Annotated in this window: 15 protein-coding genes; 3 read left to right on the top strand and 12 right to left on the bottom strand. The window is 70.0% G+C overall.

The annotated features are described in order from the left end of the window. Window positions 1-10 precede the first annotated feature (10 nt). Window positions 11-3,160 (bottom strand): BTAD domain-containing putative transcriptional regulator, encoded by a 3,150-nt coding sequence (locus ACFY3D_RS18470; RefSeq protein WP_389980793.1) that lies wholly within the window; start codon window positions 3,158-3,160, stop codon window positions 11-13. Window positions 3,161-3,518: 358 nt separating this feature from the next. Next, the gene (locus ACFY3D_RS18465; RefSeq protein ID WP_389980791.1) at window positions 3,519-3,668 is read right to left on the bottom strand and encodes a hypothetical protein; all 150 of its coding nucleotides are present in this window, start codon (window positions 3,666-3,668) and stop codon (window positions 3,519-3,521) included. Between the two features lie 252 nt (window positions 3,669-3,920). Between ACFY3D_RS18465 and ACFY3D_RS18460 the strand changes: the two genes are divergently transcribed. The 3 genes from ACFY3D_RS18460 to ACFY3D_RS18450 are packed head-to-tail and all read left to right on the top strand — an operon-like array spanning window position 3,921 to window position 5,802. After that, window positions 3,921-4,259, top strand: coding sequence for a hydroxyisourate hydrolase (locus tag ACFY3D_RS18460; RefSeq protein ID WP_350943813.1), 339 nt, complete (start codon window positions 3,921-3,923; stop codon window positions 4,257-4,259). A 41-nt stretch (window positions 4,260-4,300) separates the two neighbouring features. Further along, window positions 4,301-5,140 (top strand): BTAD domain-containing putative transcriptional regulator, encoded by an 840-nt coding sequence (locus ACFY3D_RS18455; protein ID WP_362897099.1) that lies wholly within the window; start codon window positions 4,301-4,303, stop codon window positions 5,138-5,140. After that, complete coding sequence (locus ACFY3D_RS18450; RefSeq protein WP_350943817.1) at window positions 5,137-5,802, top strand: hypothetical protein; 666 nt, start codon at window positions 5,137-5,139, stop codon at window positions 5,800-5,802. Before ACFY3D_RS18455 ends, ACFY3D_RS18450 begins: the two co-directional genes overlap by 4 nt. Window positions 5,803-6,028: 226 nt before the next feature. Here ACFY3D_RS18450 and ACFY3D_RS18445 read toward each other — a convergent pair whose 3' ends face one another. Genes ACFY3D_RS18445 through ACFY3D_RS18400 form a run of 10 tightly spaced genes read right to left on the bottom strand, consistent with a single transcriptional unit; the run spans window position 6,029 to window position 17,204 of the window. Beyond that, window positions 6,029-7,075 carry an FAD-dependent oxidoreductase gene (locus ACFY3D_RS18445; RefSeq protein WP_389980788.1) on the bottom strand — a complete coding sequence of 349 codons (1,047 nt, stop codon included), beginning with the start codon at window positions 7,073-7,075 and terminating at the stop codon, window positions 6,029-6,031. Window positions 7,076-7,088: 13 nt separating this feature from the next. Further along, a complete protein-coding gene (locus ACFY3D_RS18440) occupies window positions 7,089-8,396 on the bottom strand; it encodes an MFS transporter (protein WP_389980786.1) in 1,308 nt (435 codons plus the stop codon). Next, window positions 8,393-9,631: an acetyl-CoA carboxylase biotin carboxylase subunit family protein gene (locus tag ACFY3D_RS18435; RefSeq protein ID WP_389980784.1), complete on the bottom strand. Its 1,239-nt coding sequence runs from the start codon at window positions 9,629-9,631 to the stop codon at window positions 8,393-8,395. The genes ACFY3D_RS18440 and ACFY3D_RS18435 overlap by 4 nt, the downstream gene beginning before the upstream one ends. A 1-nt stretch (window position 9,632) precedes the next feature. Beyond that, the gene (locus ACFY3D_RS18430) at window positions 9,633-11,024 is read right to left on the bottom strand and encodes a cation:proton antiporter (RefSeq protein ID WP_389980782.1); all 1,392 of its coding nucleotides are present in this window, start codon (window positions 11,022-11,024) and stop codon (window positions 9,633-9,635) included. A 5-nt stretch (window positions 11,025-11,029) separates the two neighbouring features. Then, window positions 11,030-12,835, bottom strand: coding sequence for an ABC transporter substrate-binding protein (locus ACFY3D_RS18425; RefSeq protein ID WP_389980780.1), 1,806 nt, complete (start codon window positions 12,833-12,835; stop codon window positions 11,030-11,032). 2 nt (window positions 12,836-12,837) lie between these two features. Then, window positions 12,838-13,209, bottom strand: coding sequence for a hypothetical protein (locus ACFY3D_RS18420; RefSeq protein WP_350943825.1), 372 nt, complete (start codon window positions 13,207-13,209; stop codon window positions 12,838-12,840). After that, window positions 13,206-14,054, bottom strand: coding sequence for a dimethylargininase (ddaH, locus tag ACFY3D_RS18415; protein WP_350943826.1), 849 nt, complete (start codon window positions 14,052-14,054; stop codon window positions 13,206-13,208). Before ddaH ends, ACFY3D_RS18420 begins: the two co-directional genes overlap by 4 nt. Further along, window positions 14,051-15,295 (bottom strand): ATP-grasp domain-containing protein, encoded by a 1,245-nt coding sequence (locus tag ACFY3D_RS18410; RefSeq protein WP_389980778.1) that lies wholly within the window; start codon window positions 15,293-15,295, stop codon window positions 14,051-14,053. Before ACFY3D_RS18410 ends, ddaH begins: the two co-directional genes overlap by 4 nt. Before the next feature lie 11 nt (window positions 15,296-15,306). Next, window positions 15,307-16,842 (bottom strand): class I tRNA ligase family protein, encoded by a 1,536-nt coding sequence (locus tag ACFY3D_RS18405; RefSeq protein ID WP_362897104.1) that lies wholly within the window; start codon window positions 16,840-16,842, stop codon window positions 15,307-15,309. Then, window positions 16,839-17,204: a cupin domain-containing protein gene (locus ACFY3D_RS18400; RefSeq protein WP_350943832.1), complete on the bottom strand. Its 366-nt coding sequence runs from the start codon at window positions 17,202-17,204 to the stop codon at window positions 16,839-16,841. The genes ACFY3D_RS18405 and ACFY3D_RS18400 overlap by 4 nt, the downstream gene beginning before the upstream one ends. Window positions 17,205-17,212: the final 8 nt, after the last annotated feature.

Raw genomic sequence — 17,212 nt, 5'->3', positions numbered from 1 at the left:
CGTACGGGACTCAGGACGCCGGGACCTTCCGTGCCCGGCCGGGCAGGCGTGCATGACCGGGAGAAGGAAGGTTCTCCAACTGGGCGCGCACCCTGGCGGCGATCGCGGGGGGCATCGTGTCCGCCAGTTCGAGCGCCTCCTCGGAGACGCTCCGCGCCGCCTCCTCCTCGTCGACGGCGAGGTACGCCGCGGTGAGCATGACCAGGACGCGCACCTGATGGAGCGGTGCGTCGATCTTGTGGAACAGGCCGAGGGCCTGGTGGAAGCGGCCGATCGCCTGTTCGGTCTGGTCGTCGGCGAGCGCCAGCTCACCGAGCCCGAGCACGACCCTCGCCTCGGCGAGTCTCTCCCCCGCGGTGCCCGCCACCTCCAGGGCGTTCTGGAGAGTGGCCTCGGCCTCCTGGAGGTCCCCCTGGCGCAGCTTCGTGATGCCCAGGCCGTGCAGGGCGTAGGCCTCGCCGGTCGGGTCGCCGATGTTGCGCACGGTCGTGAGCGCCTGCTCGAAGACCTCCGCCGCCGACGCGAACTCCTCCAACCTGAGGTAGGTCTCGCCCAGCCGGTGCAGGACCTGTGCCTCCACCCTGCGACTGCCACCGATCCTGCTGAGTTCCAGCGCCTCGCCCAGCAGACGTCTGGCCTCTTCGAGTTCGTCGCAGTCGAGCCTGATCTGGGCCATGCTGTGCAGCACGTAGGCGGAGGCGACCTGGTCGCCGGTGCCGCGGAAGATGCCCAGCGCGCGATCGTAGCGTTCCACCGCGTCGTCGAGCTGGCCGCTCATCCGGTCCAGGAAGGCGATGTTGCGGATGACGAGGGCAACCCCCAGGTCGTCCCCGGCCTCCTCGAACAGCTTGGCCGCCGACTCGAAGTCGCGCCGCGCGTCCCCGAAGCGCTGCTCGGCGATGTAGAGCGACCCTATTGAGTAGAGCATCGCCGCCTGCCCCCGGCGGTCCCCGGCCTGCCGGGTGGCCGCCAGCGCTATCTGGTGGGTCTCCCGCCAGTCGTCGAAGTAGATTCTCGACTCGAACAGGGTGACCGCGCTGATCGCGAGGTCCCAGCACAGCTCGACGAACCCGGCCTGCGCCGCCTGGCGGATGCCCGAGACCAGCGTCAGCCGCTCGCGCTCGTACCAGGGCAGCGGGGCCATGACCAGCTTCTCGACCAGCCGCCCCGGCAGCGGCCAGCGTGGTGCGTCGCTGTGGACCTGCACGTAGTCTCCGCCGTACTCTCGGCGGTGCGCCTCACCGGTCAGGAAGAGCAGGCCACCGAGCACTCTCTGCAGCGCGGCGTTGCGGTCGGCGATCGCCTCCTCGCCGGCGAGACGCTCACGGGCGAACACGTGGATCAGGTCGTGGAAGCGGTACTGGCTCTGCACGCCGTACCCGGCGTCGGTCGTCTCGACCAGCTGGGCGTCGGCCAGGTCGTCGAGCAGGTCCTGCGCGTCGGAGGGATGGCAGTCGAGCAGCGCGGCGGCGACCCAGCCGGAGAAGTGCCGGGACTCCAGGATGGCGAGGCGCCTGAACAGGCGGCGTGCGTCCTCGCTCACGCTCTCGTACGTCAGCGAGATGCTCGCCCTGATGCCCAGGTCGCCGTGTTTGAGCTCGTCGAGCCTGCGGGTCTCGTCCTCCAGTCGTCCCACGAGCTGGTCGATCGTCCAGTGCGGCCGGGCGGCGAGCCGCGCGCCCGCGATGCGCAGCGCCAGCGGCAGGTGGCCGCAGAGGTCCGCCAGCTCGGCCGCCGACTCCCGCTCCGCCTGCACCCGCTCGATGCCCGCGATTCTGGAGAGCATGTCCACCGACTGCCTGGAGTCGAAGAGCCCGACGTCGAGGTGGGCCGCGCCCGGCAGGCCCGCGAGCCGGCTGCGGCTGGTGATGATCACCGCGGCCTCGGGGTTGCCGGGCAGCAGGGGCAGCACCTGGCTCTCGCTTCTGGCGTCGTCCAGGACGATCAACATCTTGCGCCCGGCGAGCAGCGCGCGGTACATCTCCGCCCGTTCGTCCACCCCGTCCGGGATCGCGTTGCCCGGCACGCCCAGCGCGCGGAGGAAGCGTTCGAGCACCTGCCCGGAACCGATCGGATGGGACTCCCCTCCGTGCAGGTCGGCGAAGAGCTGGCCGTCCTCGTAGCGTCCGGCGACGCTGTGCGAGACGTGCACCGCGATCGTGGACTTGCCGATGCCCGGTTTGCCGACGATGGCGATGACGGGGACGGCGAGCCGCTGGCGGTCCTCCGCGGCGAACGTGAGCTGGCGGCGGATGGCCTCGACCAGCTTGATCCGGCCGGTGAAGTCGGCGATGTCGGTGGGAAGCAGACGGGGAACCGTCCGGCGGGCGGCCGGCGCCTCCTGCGTCTCCGGGTGACGCTGGGAGGATTGCTGTTGCTGTTGTTGCTGCTGCTGTTGCTGCCGCCCCGGCGCGTCGATGCTCTCGTCGGAGGTGAGGATGGAGTACTCGAGCTGCTGGAGGCTCTCGTTGGGTTCGATGCCCAGCTCGTCGATCATCGTCTGGCGGGCACGACGATAGACCGTGAGCGCCTCGGCCTGGCGTCCCGAGCGATAGAGCGCGAGCATCAGCAGGCCGCGCAGCCGCTCCCTGAGCGGGTGTTCCTCGACGAGCTCGCTGAGTTCGCCCACCAGCTCGTGGTGCCTGCCCAGTTCCAGTTCGATCTCGACGCAGTCCTCGTTCACCGTGATCCGGCGCTCGCTCAGCCTGCCGACCGCGGCCTGCACGAGCCGGCTCTCCTGGCCGTCGAGGGCGGGCCCTCGCCAGAGGGCGAGCGCGGCCCGATAGTGCCTGACGGCGTCCTCCAGCTGGCGGTCGTCGCGAGCCTGGCGGGCCTGGTTCAGCAGGCCCTCGAAGTTCTGGGAGTCGAGTTCTCCCTCGGCGACTCGTAGCGTGTATCCCTGGGAGTGGGTCGCGATGACGTCGGCTCCGCCATTGGCGGCGAAAAGCCGCCGCAGCGAGGAGATACAGATCTGCACCTGCGCGCGGGAAGTGCTGGGAAGATCCTCACCGTAGATCGCGTCCGTCAGCCGTCCAATGGTGACCATTCGGTTGGCCTCCAGCAGGAGGCAGGAGAGGACGACCTGTTGCCGAGGCGCGCCCAGATCCAGGCGGCGCGCGTCGGCGAGGACCTCCAGGGGGCCGAGGATTCGATACTCCACCGAATCTCCTTGCAGAATCGCGGCCTGACCAGGAATTCTCCGCACGGTTGGTGTAAGGGAGACATCAGGGATCTAACCGCTGCCTTAAAGCAGGCAACAATAGACTCAACCCCCACCTCTCCGCGATCTTCGGACATATAACCCAGCGATCACGGCGAGCAATTTTATATGCATGAAACGTGTTCTGTCCGGGATCATACAACGTCACTGATGGGAGAACCAGTGGGGTTTGTGAAGGTCTGGCCCAACTTGCGACTAACGTGCGGGTTTGTGACATGAACAAGCGGCCGGGCCCTGGAAGGCTCCGACCGCTCCGGTGAACTCCCACCGCCGGCGACCCGCCGGGTGGGGGTGTGCTTCATCCCCAGGGGGTGTTGCTGGCGAGCACGGTGGTCTTCGCGGCCCCGTCGGCGACCGAGGGGACGACGGCGGCGAGACCGAGGCATCCGAGAACCGCGATGGCGGAGACGATGATCCGGAGGGTGTTGATGCTCGCGAATTTCCGCATTTCCTGTACCTCTTCTTCGTGTCTCGCAGGCCGTTCACTGCTGTCCGCCTGTCTGCTTCAAAACGTAAACAGCCCCCCTATCCACGCCTTATCCGATCTCTTCTGATCCGATATCCGGCGCAAAGATAGGCTCGGGTAGCCGATGGATAGCGGGCCGAAAGCGGACGGATAGCCCCCCCGTGGAGCCTGATAGGGCCGAGGTCGCGCGATACAGGTCACGCGGCCCCGAACCAGAAGATGGGTATCCTCACCATGAGCATCGCCACGCAGGCACTTGACGGCGTCTACGGCCGATCCGCGGCCGGTGTCCGAGCTCGCCTGGAGCGCGCCTCGGGTAACGGCTGGGAGCCGGTATCCGAGGGCGAGACCGACATCGACGGAAATGTTAAAGAATGGGTGGACGAATTCATGGAGCGCGGGCTCTATCGTCTCATCCTCGCCACCGACCACTATTTCGCCGGGCTCGGCATGACCACCTCCTACCCGGAGATCACGGTCATGTTCAGAATGCACGACGATCGCATGCCTTATCAGGTCCAGGTCGTGCTGGCTCCACACTCGTACTCGACGTGCTTCGGCGTCCGCGGGTGAGTCCGCGAGCGGCGGAGTCCGTCCTCCCAAGGGAAGCGAACATGCCCGTTCAACAATTGGCGAAAGCCGGCCCCCACAACCCCGGGCAGGACGAGGGCACCCCCTCGGTCATCGCCCGATGCCTGAGCAACTTCCGCCTGGAGGTCGACGGGCAGGCCGTCTCACACTGGCGGGCCGGCAAGTCGCGGGCCCTGTTCCAGTACATGCTGGTCAACCGCGAGCGGTTCGTCCACAGGGACCGGTTGCGCGAGGTGCTGTGGCCGGAGCGGGAGGGCCACCCCTCCAGCTCGCTCAAGGTCGCCGTGCACGGCGTGCGACGGGTGCTCAACGAGTTCGAGGGGAGGGACGGCTTCTCCCTGCTCCACCAGGACCACGGGTACGTGCTGCGGACGAACAGCGCGTGGGTGGACATCGAGGAGTTCCAGCGCGCCTTCGACCGAGGCCGGAGCGCGTGGGTGGCCAAGGACTACGACACCGCGATCGCGTGGTTCCAGCGGACCGCCGACCTGTACGTCGGGGACTTCCTCTCCGGCGAGACCGGCGGCTGGATCAACGAGCAGCGGCAGTGGATGCGCGCGACCGCCCTGCGTGCCCTGACCTCGCTGCGCACCGAGGCTCTGGAGCGCGAGGACTGGCCGGCCGCGATGCACTGGTGCCGCAGGGCCCTCGACGTCGATCCCCACCACGAGACCACCTACCAGACCCTGATGATGATGCACGGCGAGCTCGGCGAGCTCGGCCGCGTCCTGAGCTGGTACGAGGTGTGCCGCCACCGGTTGCGCACCGACCTCGACGTGGAGCCGAGCGAGCGCACCGAGCGGCTGCTGGCCACGCTCATGCGAGGCCGGAGCCGGCCGCCCCTGACAGGTCGGCACCGGTGAAGATGCCCGCGACCTCCCTTGACCGGGGGCCCGATCTGGAACGCCTGCGCGCGGCGGTCGGCGAGTTCGCCCGCTACGACGCGGCCGACAGGTCATGGGAACGGCTGCTGCTGGCGACCGGGCCGCGGGTCGACCCCGCGCTCGCGGCCCATCGCCGGGCACTGCTCGCCTGGTTGAACGCGTGGGGGTGCCGGCTGCGCTATCCGCGTGACGGCGAGCCCGATGTCTTCGGCGCGGAGACCGCGGCCTGGTGGGAGCGCTGGAGGGAGCACCTGCCCGGCCAGGACGCCACGCTCGCGACGCTGGGCGACCCGGAGATCGACGTGCTGGGCGGGTGTTACGCGGATCTGTCGGCGATGCGGGCGACTCCGGGGGCCAGACCCCGTTCCCTGGGGCCGACCGCCGCGACCAAGATGCTGCACGCCCTGCGCCCGGGGGCGCTGATGCCCTGGGACGCGGCCATCGCCGAGGCCCTGCACGGGGCGCGTACGGCGGACGCCTACCGTGCGCACCTGCGGATGGGCCGGGACTGGGCACGGCGTCTGCTCGAGGAGGCGGGTCTCGGCGAGCGGGAGCTGGCGGTGGAGCTGGGCCGCCCCGGGCGTCCGCTCGCGAAGATGCTGGACGACTACTGCTATCTCGCGTTCACCGCGGCGACCTGACAGTCCTCGCCACCACCGGCGAACCCGCCACACGACCGCGGAGACGAGCGACCCCACCGGGCTCCTCTGCACCGCGGCGCTCACGACCGGCGACCCCGCCGGATGGCCGCCGAGACGGGCGCCCCTACCGGGCTCCCCCTCACCGCGGCGCTCACGACCGGCGATCCCGCCGGATCCCGTCTTCGAAGCGGCGGGGACGCGACCCGCACGGGCCGCGTCCCCGCGCTCAACGCAGCGACCTGACCAGGCTTCGCGCGGCCGTGCGGCTCGCGGCGAGCACGGTCTTGCCCGCGCCGCCGCTCCCTCCGGTGAAGGTGTAGACGCCCTTGGCCAGGGGACGCAGTGACAGCCCTCCCGTGGGGTGGTAGCACTCGACCGCGGTGACGGCCTTGACCGCCCCGTCGGCCGGCCGGTATCCGATCCTGGCCTCGGCGACGTCGAGGATCCTGCTGGTGAGCACGGGGTCGGTCGGCACGGTTCCAGGGGTGATGTCCCATCTGTCGGTCGGCAGCCCGAGCAGGACCCGCCCTTCGGCGTAGGACCTGCCGTACAACCCGGACGTCTCGTCGACGAACGCGTTGGGCCCCCTGCCCGAGGTGGGGCCGAGCACGTACTGGATCACCTTGGTGCGCAGCCCCGCGTCCGACAGGCCCGTACGGGCGAGAAGGCTCTGGGTCCACGCCCCGGCGGCCACCACGACGGCGTCGAACCTGGCCGGGCTGCCCTCGGCGGGGCGGACCTCGGCCTCGGCGGTGATGCCCTCCACCTGCCCGTCGGTGACGAAGGCGCCCGACCTGGCGAGCTCCACCAGGAGCCGGTCGCGGAAGGCGTTCGGGGAGAGGTATCCGGCGCGCTTCTCGACGACGGCCACGCTCCCCTCCGGCAGTTCGCGGAACGTGCCGCGGCTGCTGAGCTCCTCACCGCTGACCAGGGAGATCGAGCCGGGCAGGCGGCTGCGTACCAGCTCCACCAGGCCCTCGGTGCCCGGCCCGAGGCCGGGCAGCAGGTACACCGAGCCGGTCTCCCGGTAGGAGGCCCATTCCCGCAGCTCCCGGTTCGAGTGGAGCTCGGCCAGGCTGTCGGCGGCCTCCAGGCACAGGGCGGGGTCGGGCTCGAAGGCCCTGGTCAGGCCCCCGGAGGCGGCGCTGGCGTCGGCCCTCCTGTGCGGTTCTCCGGTGTAGAGGTGGACGGAGCTGCCCCTGACGACCTCGCACAGGCGCCAGGCGAGCATCGCCCCGGCGATCCCACCGCCCACGACGGCGATTCTGATCATGTAACTCCTCCGTTCATGTCGCCGAGGCGGTCGCGGTGCGCGACTCGTCGGCCTTGTTCGGGTCCCGCATGCCGATCAGGCCCGCCACGGTCGCGATCGCGGAGAGCAGGGCGGCCCACAGCCACACCGAGCGCCCCACCTGGAACCACACCAGGGTGCCGATCACCGGCCCGATCGCGGTACCGAGCCCGAAGACGCTCTGCATGGCGCCGATGTAGCGTCCGCGGAGCCGCTCGGGGCCTGCCAGGGCGGGGTAGGCGAACGTGGTGGGTCCGCCGATGATCTCCGAGAGCGTCCAGACCAGGGTGCCGAGCATGAACCAGATCGGGAGCGGGGAGATCGCGTAGATGGCATAGCCGACCGAGACGAGACCGAGGCCGAGCAGCGCGGTCAGCCGGATCGGCCACTTCTGCACGACCTTCGTCATCGCCAGCTCGCAGGTGATGACGATCAGGCCGTTCAGCGAGACGGCCGCGCCGTACCACCACAGGCTGAGGCCTGCCGCGGAGATGTCCAGCGGGAGGGTGGCCGTGTACTGGCAGTAGACGATGGAGGTGAGCAGCATCGCGAGCAGGTAGACGCTGTAGCGCCAGTCGGCGAAGACCGCGAGGTAGCCGGAACGGCCCTCCATCGACCCCGCCTCCGCCGCCTTCGCCGCCTCGGCCCGCTTGGCCGCGGCGCGCACGGCCTTCGGCGCGCGCCGGGGCAGCGCGAACATCACGATGCCGCCGAAGACCAGTGCCGCGGCGGCCTCTCCCCAGAAGAGCGCGTTGTAGGAGACCGCGAGCAGCGCGGCGCCGATGAGCGGGGCGGCGGTCATGCCGAGGTTCAGGCCGAGCCGGTACATCGCCGTGATCATCACGACCCGGTGTCTCGGTGTGAGCTCGGTGAGCATCGTCTGGGCCGCGGGCCGGTAGAACTGGCCGACCGTGCTGACCATGAAGACGGCGGCCAGCAGCAGGGCGTAGGTCGGGGCGTAGAGGATGGACACGATCAGCAGGGCCGAGCCGCCCATGCTGATCAGGGTGACCGCCCGGGCGCCGAGCCGGTCGGAGAGCGAGCCTCCGGCCAGCGAGCCCACCACCGCGCCGGCACCGTACACGCCCAGCGCGAGCCCCGCTTGGGTGGCGGAGAAGCCCCGGTCGGTCAGGAACAGCACCAGGTAGATCTGGATGAACGCGGCCAGCCTGCTGATGAAGCCGCCGAAAAGGAGTGCCTTGACGGCGCGCGGGGCCTCTCTCAGGGTGACGAACACCCCGTCGTCCTGCTTGCGCGGGGGTGTCCCGGACAGTTCGTTCTCGTTCTCGATAACGGCGGTCATGCGGCTGCCTTCACCTTCAGGTGTGCCTCGGCGGCGTCCAGCGCGGCCCGGCACTCGTCGACGGTCGGGGATAGCGCGGTGGCGTAGGCGATACGCCCCCACAGGGTGCCCTTGGGCGGTGGTGAGACGGTCGCGCCCGCGGCGACCACCGGGATCGCCCGGTCGATCTCCGCGGGCAGGCCGGTCTCGTCGAACTCGATCGACTCGATCGTGGTGTCGTCCTCGGCGACGTAGAAGAAGCGCACGCCGCCGACGAGCTTGCGCTCGGGGGCGATGTCGGGGGTGCGGCCACAGGCCACCGCCGCGGCGGCGAGGCCGGGGTCGATCCCGGTCGTGATCATCCCGAGGTAGGGGATCATGTCCCCGCCCAGGCGCGCGTTCACCTCGATGACGCGCAGTCCCCTGGAGGAGAGCTTGACCTCGGTGTGGGTGAAGCCGTCGGTGAACCCGAGCGCGGTGTGCGTGTCCTGCAGGACGCGGCAGAACTCGGGGTCCTGCAGCAGCTCGTCCTGGGCGTCGACGAAGTGGCCCACCTCCTCGCAGTAGGGCTCGTAGCCGAGGACCTTCCTGCCGAGGAAGAGCGGGGTCACCACACCGTTCTGGACGACGGCGTCGACGCTGACCTCGGGGCCGTCCGCGAACTCCTCGACCAGGACGGGCACCTCGAACGTCGCGCCACCGGGGACGGTCAGGTCGTGGACGAAGGCGAATCGCTCCGCCAGTTCCTCCGGGTCCTCGACCTTGATGACGCCCAGGCTGCCGCCGAGGCCGCGCGGCTTGAGGATGGCTGGGTAGCCGACCGTCTCGGCGGCGCGCAGGGCCTCGTCGAGCGTGGAGACCGCGAGCGACCTGGGCTGCGGGACGCCGAGCGCGTCGAGCGCGACGCGGGTGAGGTGCTTGTCGCGGCAGCGGCGCACCATCTCGGGGTCGCCGCCCGGCAGGCCGAGGGCCTCCGAGACGTGCGAGGCGGCCAGGATCGTCGCCTCGTCCCAGCAGAGCACCCCGTGCACGGGCTCGCGGGCGGCGAGCTCCAGCGCGGCGGCGGCCAGCGCGGGGCCGTCGGCCAGGTCGGCGACGACGGTCCAGCCGGTGACGTACTCCCGCTCCCAACCGGGCTCCGCGGTCACCATGAGGTGGACGCGGTACTCGGTGGCGATGGAGCGCAGCAGGTATTCGCGGTAGTGCCGCATTCCCGTCGCGACCACGAGGAGCAGCGGCCTGGTGTCGGTGATCATGTCACGCCTCCTTGGCGGTGGTCACGAGCTGTCTGTCGGCGCCGTCGGCGCCGTCGGTGCCCTGCAGGGTGTCGAAGAACTCCTCGCGGACGGCCTCGCCCTCGGTGGGAGCGATCCTGGCCGCCGCGAAGCGCAGCAGGGGCGGCGCCATCATCGAGGTCACGACCGCGACCAGGACGATGACCGTGTAGGACGCCGTGGTGAGCACGCCCAGGCGGAGGCCCACCATCGCGATGATCACTTCGATCACGCCGCGGGAGTTGAGGCCCGCGCCGAGCGCGAGGGCCTCCCAGCGTGTCCTGCGGGCGATGCGCGCCCCGAGGTAGGCGCCGGCGAACTTGGCCGCGATGGCGACGGTGAGCACCACGATCCCGGCCACCAGCACGGCCGGGTTGGCCAGTTCCGTCAGGTCCATCCGCAGGCCCGCCGTCGCGAAGAAGATGGGGGCGAGCACCGCGGCGACGAGCGTCTGCAGGGGCGCCAGCCTGGCGACCTTCAGGTCCGGGGAGGAGCCGACCAGCGCCCCGCAGACGAAGGCGCCGAGGATGGCCTCGAAGCCCATCGCCTGGGTGGCGGCGGCCGAGAGCAGGATCATGATCGTCACCGCGGCGATCGTGGTGACGCTCCCGCCCCTGTCCGCGAGGCGCAGCACCTTGGCGACCACCCTGCGGCCGAACAGGACCGACACGGCCACGAGCCCGACGAGCAGCGCGATCGCGGTGAGCGCGGCCTGCCCGGTGCGCGCCCCGGCGGTGGCGAGCGCGGAGACCACCGAGAGCAGGAACCAGCCGACCACGTCGTCGATGACGGCGCTGCTCAGGATGAGCTGGCCGATGTCGCGGTGCAGCAGGCGCATCTCCATCAGCACCTTGGCGATGACGGGGATGGCGCTGACACAGAGTGCGACGCCGAGGAAGAGGGCGAAGACGGTGTGGTCGACGCCTTCGGCGATCATCTCGGAGGGGGCGAGGAACCCGATCCCGACGCCGAGGACGAGCGGGACGGTCAGCCCCGCCCCGCTGATCCAGGCGGCGGCCTTCCCCTGCCTGCGGATGAAGCCCAGGTCGAGGTGCATGCCCGTCAGGCCCACCAGCAGCAGGACGCCGACCTGGCCGACCGCGTCGATCATGTGGAATCTGGCCGGGTCGGTGGGCAGCAGCCAGGCGGAGAACTCGGGGGCGACGTTGGCGAGCAGCGAGGGCCCGATCAGGATTCCCGCGCTGAGCTCACCGAGCAGGGCGGGCAGGCCCAGCCGGACGGAGAGACGCCCCAGGACGGTGGCCAGCCCCAGGAGCAGCCCGAGCTGCAGCAGGAGGATCATGAGGTTCTCGGCGGGGATGACGGCGACGGGAGCCATGGCGATCGGCGCGGCGATCGGCGCGGGGATCGGCATGGGGATCAGTCACCGTTCTCGACGTAGTACCAGTTCTCCGGGCTGATCATCCCGAAGGGGTTGATCGGCTCGAAGCCGCGGAGGTTGTTGGCGACCTCGAACAGCCGCAGCGAGAAGTTGGGGATGAAGATGACGGGGACCTGCTCGGCGATGTAGTCCTGGTACTCGTAGAGCGCGGCGGGGTCGTCGCTGGTCAGGGTGCGGTCGATGAGCTCGTCGGCCTTCGGGTCGGTGTAGTGGCCGAAGTTGCCGCCGGCGTCGGTCCGGAAGAGGATCTCGCCGCTCGGGTAGTGGTAGACCCAGCCGCCGCCCCAGGTGCTCAGCTCCCACAGGCAGGGACTGTCGGGTCCGACGACGCAGGGAGCGTCCTCGGCGACCAGGACCGAGCCGTAGACCTCCTGCAGTCGCAGCTCGATGCCGGCCTCGACCGCGTCGTCACGGAACTGCTCCATCAGCCGGGTGAGCGCGGGACGGCCCTCGGCGTACCTCAGCGAGAAGCTGAGCTTGGTCCCGCCGGGGATGCCCTCCCCGGCCTGGCCGGGGCCGGTGCCGGGGTTGACGCAGACGGCCGGCGTCGTGCTGGTGTCCCAGCCGTTCGCCTCCAGCAGCTCGCGGGCCCGCGCGGCGTCGAAGGGCAGGATCGGCGCGCCCTGCAGGGTGGGCGAGACCAGGTCGCTCACCGGGTAGCGGGGCACCGGCCCGTCCTGCCGGTAGGCGTAGCCGTGGTAGATGTCGCGGGCCGCCCGGTCCTGGTCGAGCGCGTGCTGCATCGCCTGCCTGATGTACGTCTGGGCGAGCATCTTCCCCGCGACGGTCGGGTTGTTGTAGTTGAGCGGGATGTAGCGGATGCAGAAGGCCGCCTGCGGGACCAGCGTGTAGTTCTCACCCAGCGGGTTGGGGCCGCCCTTGGTGGGGTCGTCGGTCGGCTCGGTGCTGAAGCTCAGCGGGAGGTAGCCGACCTGGATGCCGTCGGGTCCGTCCGGTCCCTCCAGCAGCTTCTGGTACTCCTCCCCGTCGGACATGAAGGGGATCTGCCGGAACTCGTCCAGGTGCGGCTTGTTCGGCCCGGAGTAGTGCTCGTTGGGGACGAAGGTGACGACGCCCTCCATGGTGTAGCTCTTCAGCCGCCAAGGGCCGCTGACCACGCTCCACACCGGGCTCGTCGCCCAGTGCACCCGGTCGGAGTTGTCCTCCTCGATGACGCCGCCGTTCTCGCCCATCAGGAAGTCGTAGACCGCGGCGACGTTCTCCAGGCTGTACGAGGCGTCGGAGGGTCCGTCGGCGGTGCGGTCCCATGCCTTGGGCATCGGGGTGATGGTGCTGAGCTGGTTCATCAGCACCCAGCGCTTGGAGTAGACCTTGTCGAAGGTGAAGTAGACCTTGTCCTCGGCGAGCTTGCCGTAGGAGACGAGGTTGTCGGGGAAGCAGCCCGGCACGTACTCGCCGTAGCGCTCGCCCTTGACCGCCATCATGTTCACCCAGAACAGCACGTTGTCCGCGCAGATCGTCTCGCCGTTGGACCATTTCCAGGGCTTGACGGTGACGGTGACGGTGAGGCCGTCCTCGCTCCACTGCGGGGGCTCGCCGATGCTGAGGTCGTAGTCGACCTCGGGGGTGCCGTGGGTGCCGAAGAAGTAGAGCGGCCGGTACATCAGGATCTGGAACTCGAGCAGGTTGCGGGTGCCGAAGCGCTCGGGCGGGGTGAAGGGGAAGATGATCGAGGGGGGGAATCCGGGGGCGCAGGCCCAGGTCACCGTGCCGCCCTTGACGGGCCGCTCCACGTTCGGACGGGCGATGGTGTTCAGGGTCATGATCAGCTCTCAGTCCTCTGGTGGGGCAGGGCGAAGGTCTCGGGGTCGATCTCTTCGAGCAGCGAGACACCGCTGCTCGCGTGGGCTCCGTAGCGCTCCCACGTCTCGTGGAGCAGGACGCGGCCGTCGGGGAGGAGTTCGGGGGTGCTGCGGCAGTGGCCCGACACGACGGCGCCGGTGTCGAGGACCATGGTGTAGGCGAAGTCGAGGGTGCCGTCGGGGGCGCAGAGCCCGGTGAGGGTCCCCCGGCGGGCGTGGCCGCCGGAGAACTCGCCCCACAGCAGGTCGCCGTCCTGGCGGTACAGGGCGATCGGGTGCTCCTCCCCCGCCGGGACGCCGCCGGTGGTGAAGCGGCGTCCGTTGTAGTCGATCATGAGCGGGCCGCCCGGAGTTCGAGGGTGCAGCACTTGGCGCTGCCGCCGGACTTCAGCAGCTCGGAGAGCTCGACGCCGATGGGCTCGTAGCCGCGCTCGCGCAGCTCGCCCATCAGGTGGGTGGCCGCGGGCGGCAGCAGGACGTGGCGGCCGTCGGAGACGGCGTTCAGCCCGAACACCTCGGCGTCGGCCTCGTTGGCGATGATCGCGTCGGGGTACAGGACGCGCAGCACGCCCTGGCTCTCCCTGGAGAAGGCCCCCGGGTAGTACATGATCTGGTCGCGGTCGAGCACCGCGAGCGCGGTGTCGAGGTGGTAGAAGCGCGGGTCGACCAGTCTCAGCCCCGCCACGGGCATCCCGAAGAACCTCTCCGCCTCGCGGTGCGAGCGGATGTCGGTGCGAAAGCCGGTGCCGGCCAGCAGGTACCGTCCCGCGTGCAGGTAGTCGCCCTCGCCCTCGTTGACGAAGACGGCCTCGCGGGTCTGGTAGCCGCGGGCGCGGAACCACTCCAGGTAGGCGGGGCCTTCGGCGGCCCGCTCCTCGTGACGGAACCTGGCCGACAGCACCTTGCCGTCGATGACCGTCGCGCCGTTGGCGGCGAAGACCATGTCGGGGTTGCCGGGCAGCGGTTCGATGAACTCCACCTGGTGTCCCAGGGCGCGGAAGGCGCGCAGCAGGCCGTCCCACTGGAGCCTCGCCAGCGCGCCGTCGACCGGTTTGCCGGGGTTCATCCAGGGGTTGATGGAGTAGACGACGTCGAAGTGGGTGGGAGGGCACATCAGGTAGCGGCGGGTGCGGGCGACCCTCAGGGTCCGCTGCGGCGCCTCCTCGGCCAGCTGTGTCATGACGCTTCTCCGTCCTGGACGAACGTGACGTTGATCTTGGAGGCGTAGTCGAGCATCGTCTCCCTGGCGTCCTCCAGGGAGGTGCCGGTGGTGCCCAGGAAGCCGAGGATGCTGTTGCCCTCCGGCGGGCGCCGGACGACGTCCCCGGGCTTGGCGGTGATCTTGAGGAAGAAGACCCGCTCGGACTCGGAGACCTCGGCGGGCACGTCGATCGCGGCGATCTTGCCGGCGTCGCACATCAGGCACATCGCGGTGATGTGGACGCCGGTCGGCCGGTAGTGGCGCACCCTCGGCGCGGCACCGCGGGCCACGTCCATCACGGCGCGGATCGGGTTGTGCGCGGCGGTGATCCCGGCGATGAGGTCCAGCCCGCCGCCACCGGGCCTGATCGCGATCTCCAGCAGATACGGCTCGCCCTGGTGGAAGCGCACCTCGGCGTGCAGCACGCTGCGGCGCAGCCCCTGGGAGTGAGCGCCGGCCCTGACCACGCGGTGGACCGCGTTCACCTGCTCGGGGGTGAGTGCGGTCGGCCCGTGGTGCACGTCGTCGTCGAAGGTGCCCCCCTCGACGGTGATGCGGTCCACGATGGAGCCGAGGTAGACCTCGCCGTCCCAGGCCACCGCCTCGATGAGGAACTCGTCGCCGTCGAGGAACGCCTCGACGAGCAGGCCGTGCGGGCCGAGGTCGAGGCCGTGCGCCTCCATCTCGAACCACGACATCCCCTCGATGCCCTCCAGCGCCTGCGGGAACAGCTCCGCCATCTCCTCGGCGTCGTCGACCTTGAACACGAAGTTGCTCGCGGCGCCCAGGGTGGGCTTGAGGATGACCGGGTAGCCGAAGTCGCCGGCCGCGCCGAGCGCGGCCTCCAGGTCGGTGACGAAGCGGAAGCCGGGGTGCGGAGCGTCGTATTTGCGGTGCGCCTCGCGCATCAGCAGCTTGTTGCGGCTGGTCCTGGCCGCCTCGACGCCCACGCTCGGCAGTCCGAGCGCCTCGGCGACGGCCGCGACCGTGGTCACGGCCGACTCCGAGAAGGTGATGATCCCGTCGAAGCGCTCCTGCTCGTGCCACTCCTTGGCCTCGGTGATGAGGTCGTCGATGTTCTGGGAGCCCACGACGCGGTAGCGGTCCTCGGGCCAGAAGTCCGGGGTGCCGATGCCGTTGAGGACGTAGAGTTCGGCGCCGTAGTCCTGAACCTGCTGGTAGCGGGAGTGGTAGTAGGTGGCGTTCTGACGGGCTTCCATGGCGAGGAGTTTCATCGGGGGCTCCCGGGCAGTCGCGGTAGCGTAAAGGCGTCGATCGTCTCCGCGGAGGTGTCGAGGGTGAGCTCGACACCGGCCGCCTCGGCCTCGGCCGCGACGTCGATGAGGACGGGGGCGGCGCAGGAGAGGAAGGCGCGCACCTCCATCAGGAGGTCGCCGGGCTCGTCGCGCTCGGCGGTCAGCAGCCTCGAGAGCTGGGTGACGATGTTGTCCGCCGCCCGGGTGAGGCTGAACGAGGTGAGGTCGTAGCAGAGCCGGAACCTCTCGACGACCACCGCGGCCCGGCGGCGTCCGGCGTCGGTGACCTTCAGCTCCTCCCCCGGGTCGGTGACGAGGGCGTCGAGGCGGTCGGCGAGCGCGTTCCACGGCTCGCGCAACCTGCGGGAGGTGACCTTGTCGAGCCCCTCCCTGGTGAAGTTGGCCCGCTGGTCCTCGGGGCAGGTCAGGGCGAGATAGAACCGGACGAGGTCGCGCGGCACCTCGGCGACCAGGTCGGCGCCGCGGATGAGGTGGTTGCGGCTGGTGGAGAACTTCTCGTTCTCCAGCTCATAGAACTCGTTGCAGATGTTGGTGTCGGGGGTGATGTAGCGGTCGCCGTGCGCGAGCAGCATGACCAGGTCGACCATGCCCCAGAAGTAGACGTTGTCGAATCCGTGGAAGTAGACGAGGCTGTTGCCGCTCTCGGCGAGCCAGGCCTGGTCGACGGGGCCCGCTGGCTCGCCGGCCGCCTTCCAGGTGCTGTAGATCGAGGCGGGCATCGCCTCGACCCACGGGTAGAGGATCTGGCCGGGCGTCTCGGCGAAGGGGGCGTCGATCCCCCAGCCCGGCGAGGGCACCGTGATCGGGATCTCGGGGAGCGGCCTGGCCAGGATCTCGCGGATGAGCTGCTTGCTGTGTCCCCTCCAGGTGCTCTCGCGGGCGGCGTAGTAGGCGGTGAGCTCCTCCCGGTAGTTCTCGATGGGCAGGACCAGGACGGTGACCTCGCGCGAGGTCACCGGGTCGGCGGGGTCGAGGACCGAGCGCGGGTCGCCCAGGTCGTCGAAGTGGTTGGGGTGGCCGCAGCCCTCGCACGACCCGCCGCAGCTCTCGGTCAGGCAGGCCGGGCACTCGCCCTTGACCAGCCCGTCGAACAGGTAGGTTCCCGCGTTCTCCGCGTACGGCATGCGCACGGTCCGCGTCTCGAACCGGCCCTGCTCGTGCAGGGCGGTGACGAAGTCGAGCACGGTACGCCGGTAGACGTCGTCGATGGGCGGCATCGGGGCCAGCGAGATGCCCATCGCCTCGACCGACCGCTGGATGCGGGCGGTGGACGTCGCGCACAGCTCGGCGGGCGTGGTGCCGTGCTTGTGGGCGGTCGAGATCATGTACGACTGGCTGTCGTCGGTGCAGGTGTTGTAGTTGACCCCGCGGCCTTCGGCCCGCAGGTAGCGGGCGTAGACGTCTCCGGCGACGTAGGGACCCGCCATGTGACCGACGTGCAGGTCACCGTTCGGCGTCGGCGTCGCGGCGATGACGATCGTCTCCGTCATCTCTCCTCCTGGTGGCGGTTCTCGAACGTGCGGGTCATGTCGTGGTCCCACCAGATGCCGTACATCTCGAAGCTGGCGGTGCCGTCGTTGACGACCCGGTGGTCGGTGCCGGGCGGGAAGTAGACGACGTCTCCGGCGGAGAAGGGGCTGCTCTCGCCCTCGCTCTCCAGAACGGCCTCGCCGGAGACGGCGATGAAGATCTCGTATTCGTGGTGGGCGTGCCGGGTCGAGGCGGTTCCCGGTTCGATGACGCACCAGGCGCCTTCGAAGGGGGCGTTCAGCGTCTCCCAGGGCAGCAGCCGCTTGGCGAGCAGCCCGTTGTCCTGGCGCAGGTGGGCGGGGTCAAAGGTACGGAGGTCCACGGGGGTTC

The sequence above is a fragment of the Streptosporangium sp. NPDC000509 genome (genome assembly GCF_042898365.1).
GTDB lineage: Bacteria > Actinomycetota > Actinomycetes > Streptosporangiales > Streptosporangiaceae > Streptosporangium.
The sequence above is the reverse complement of the archived record's forward strand: the minus strand, read 5'-3'. Positions and strand labels throughout refer to the sequence as shown.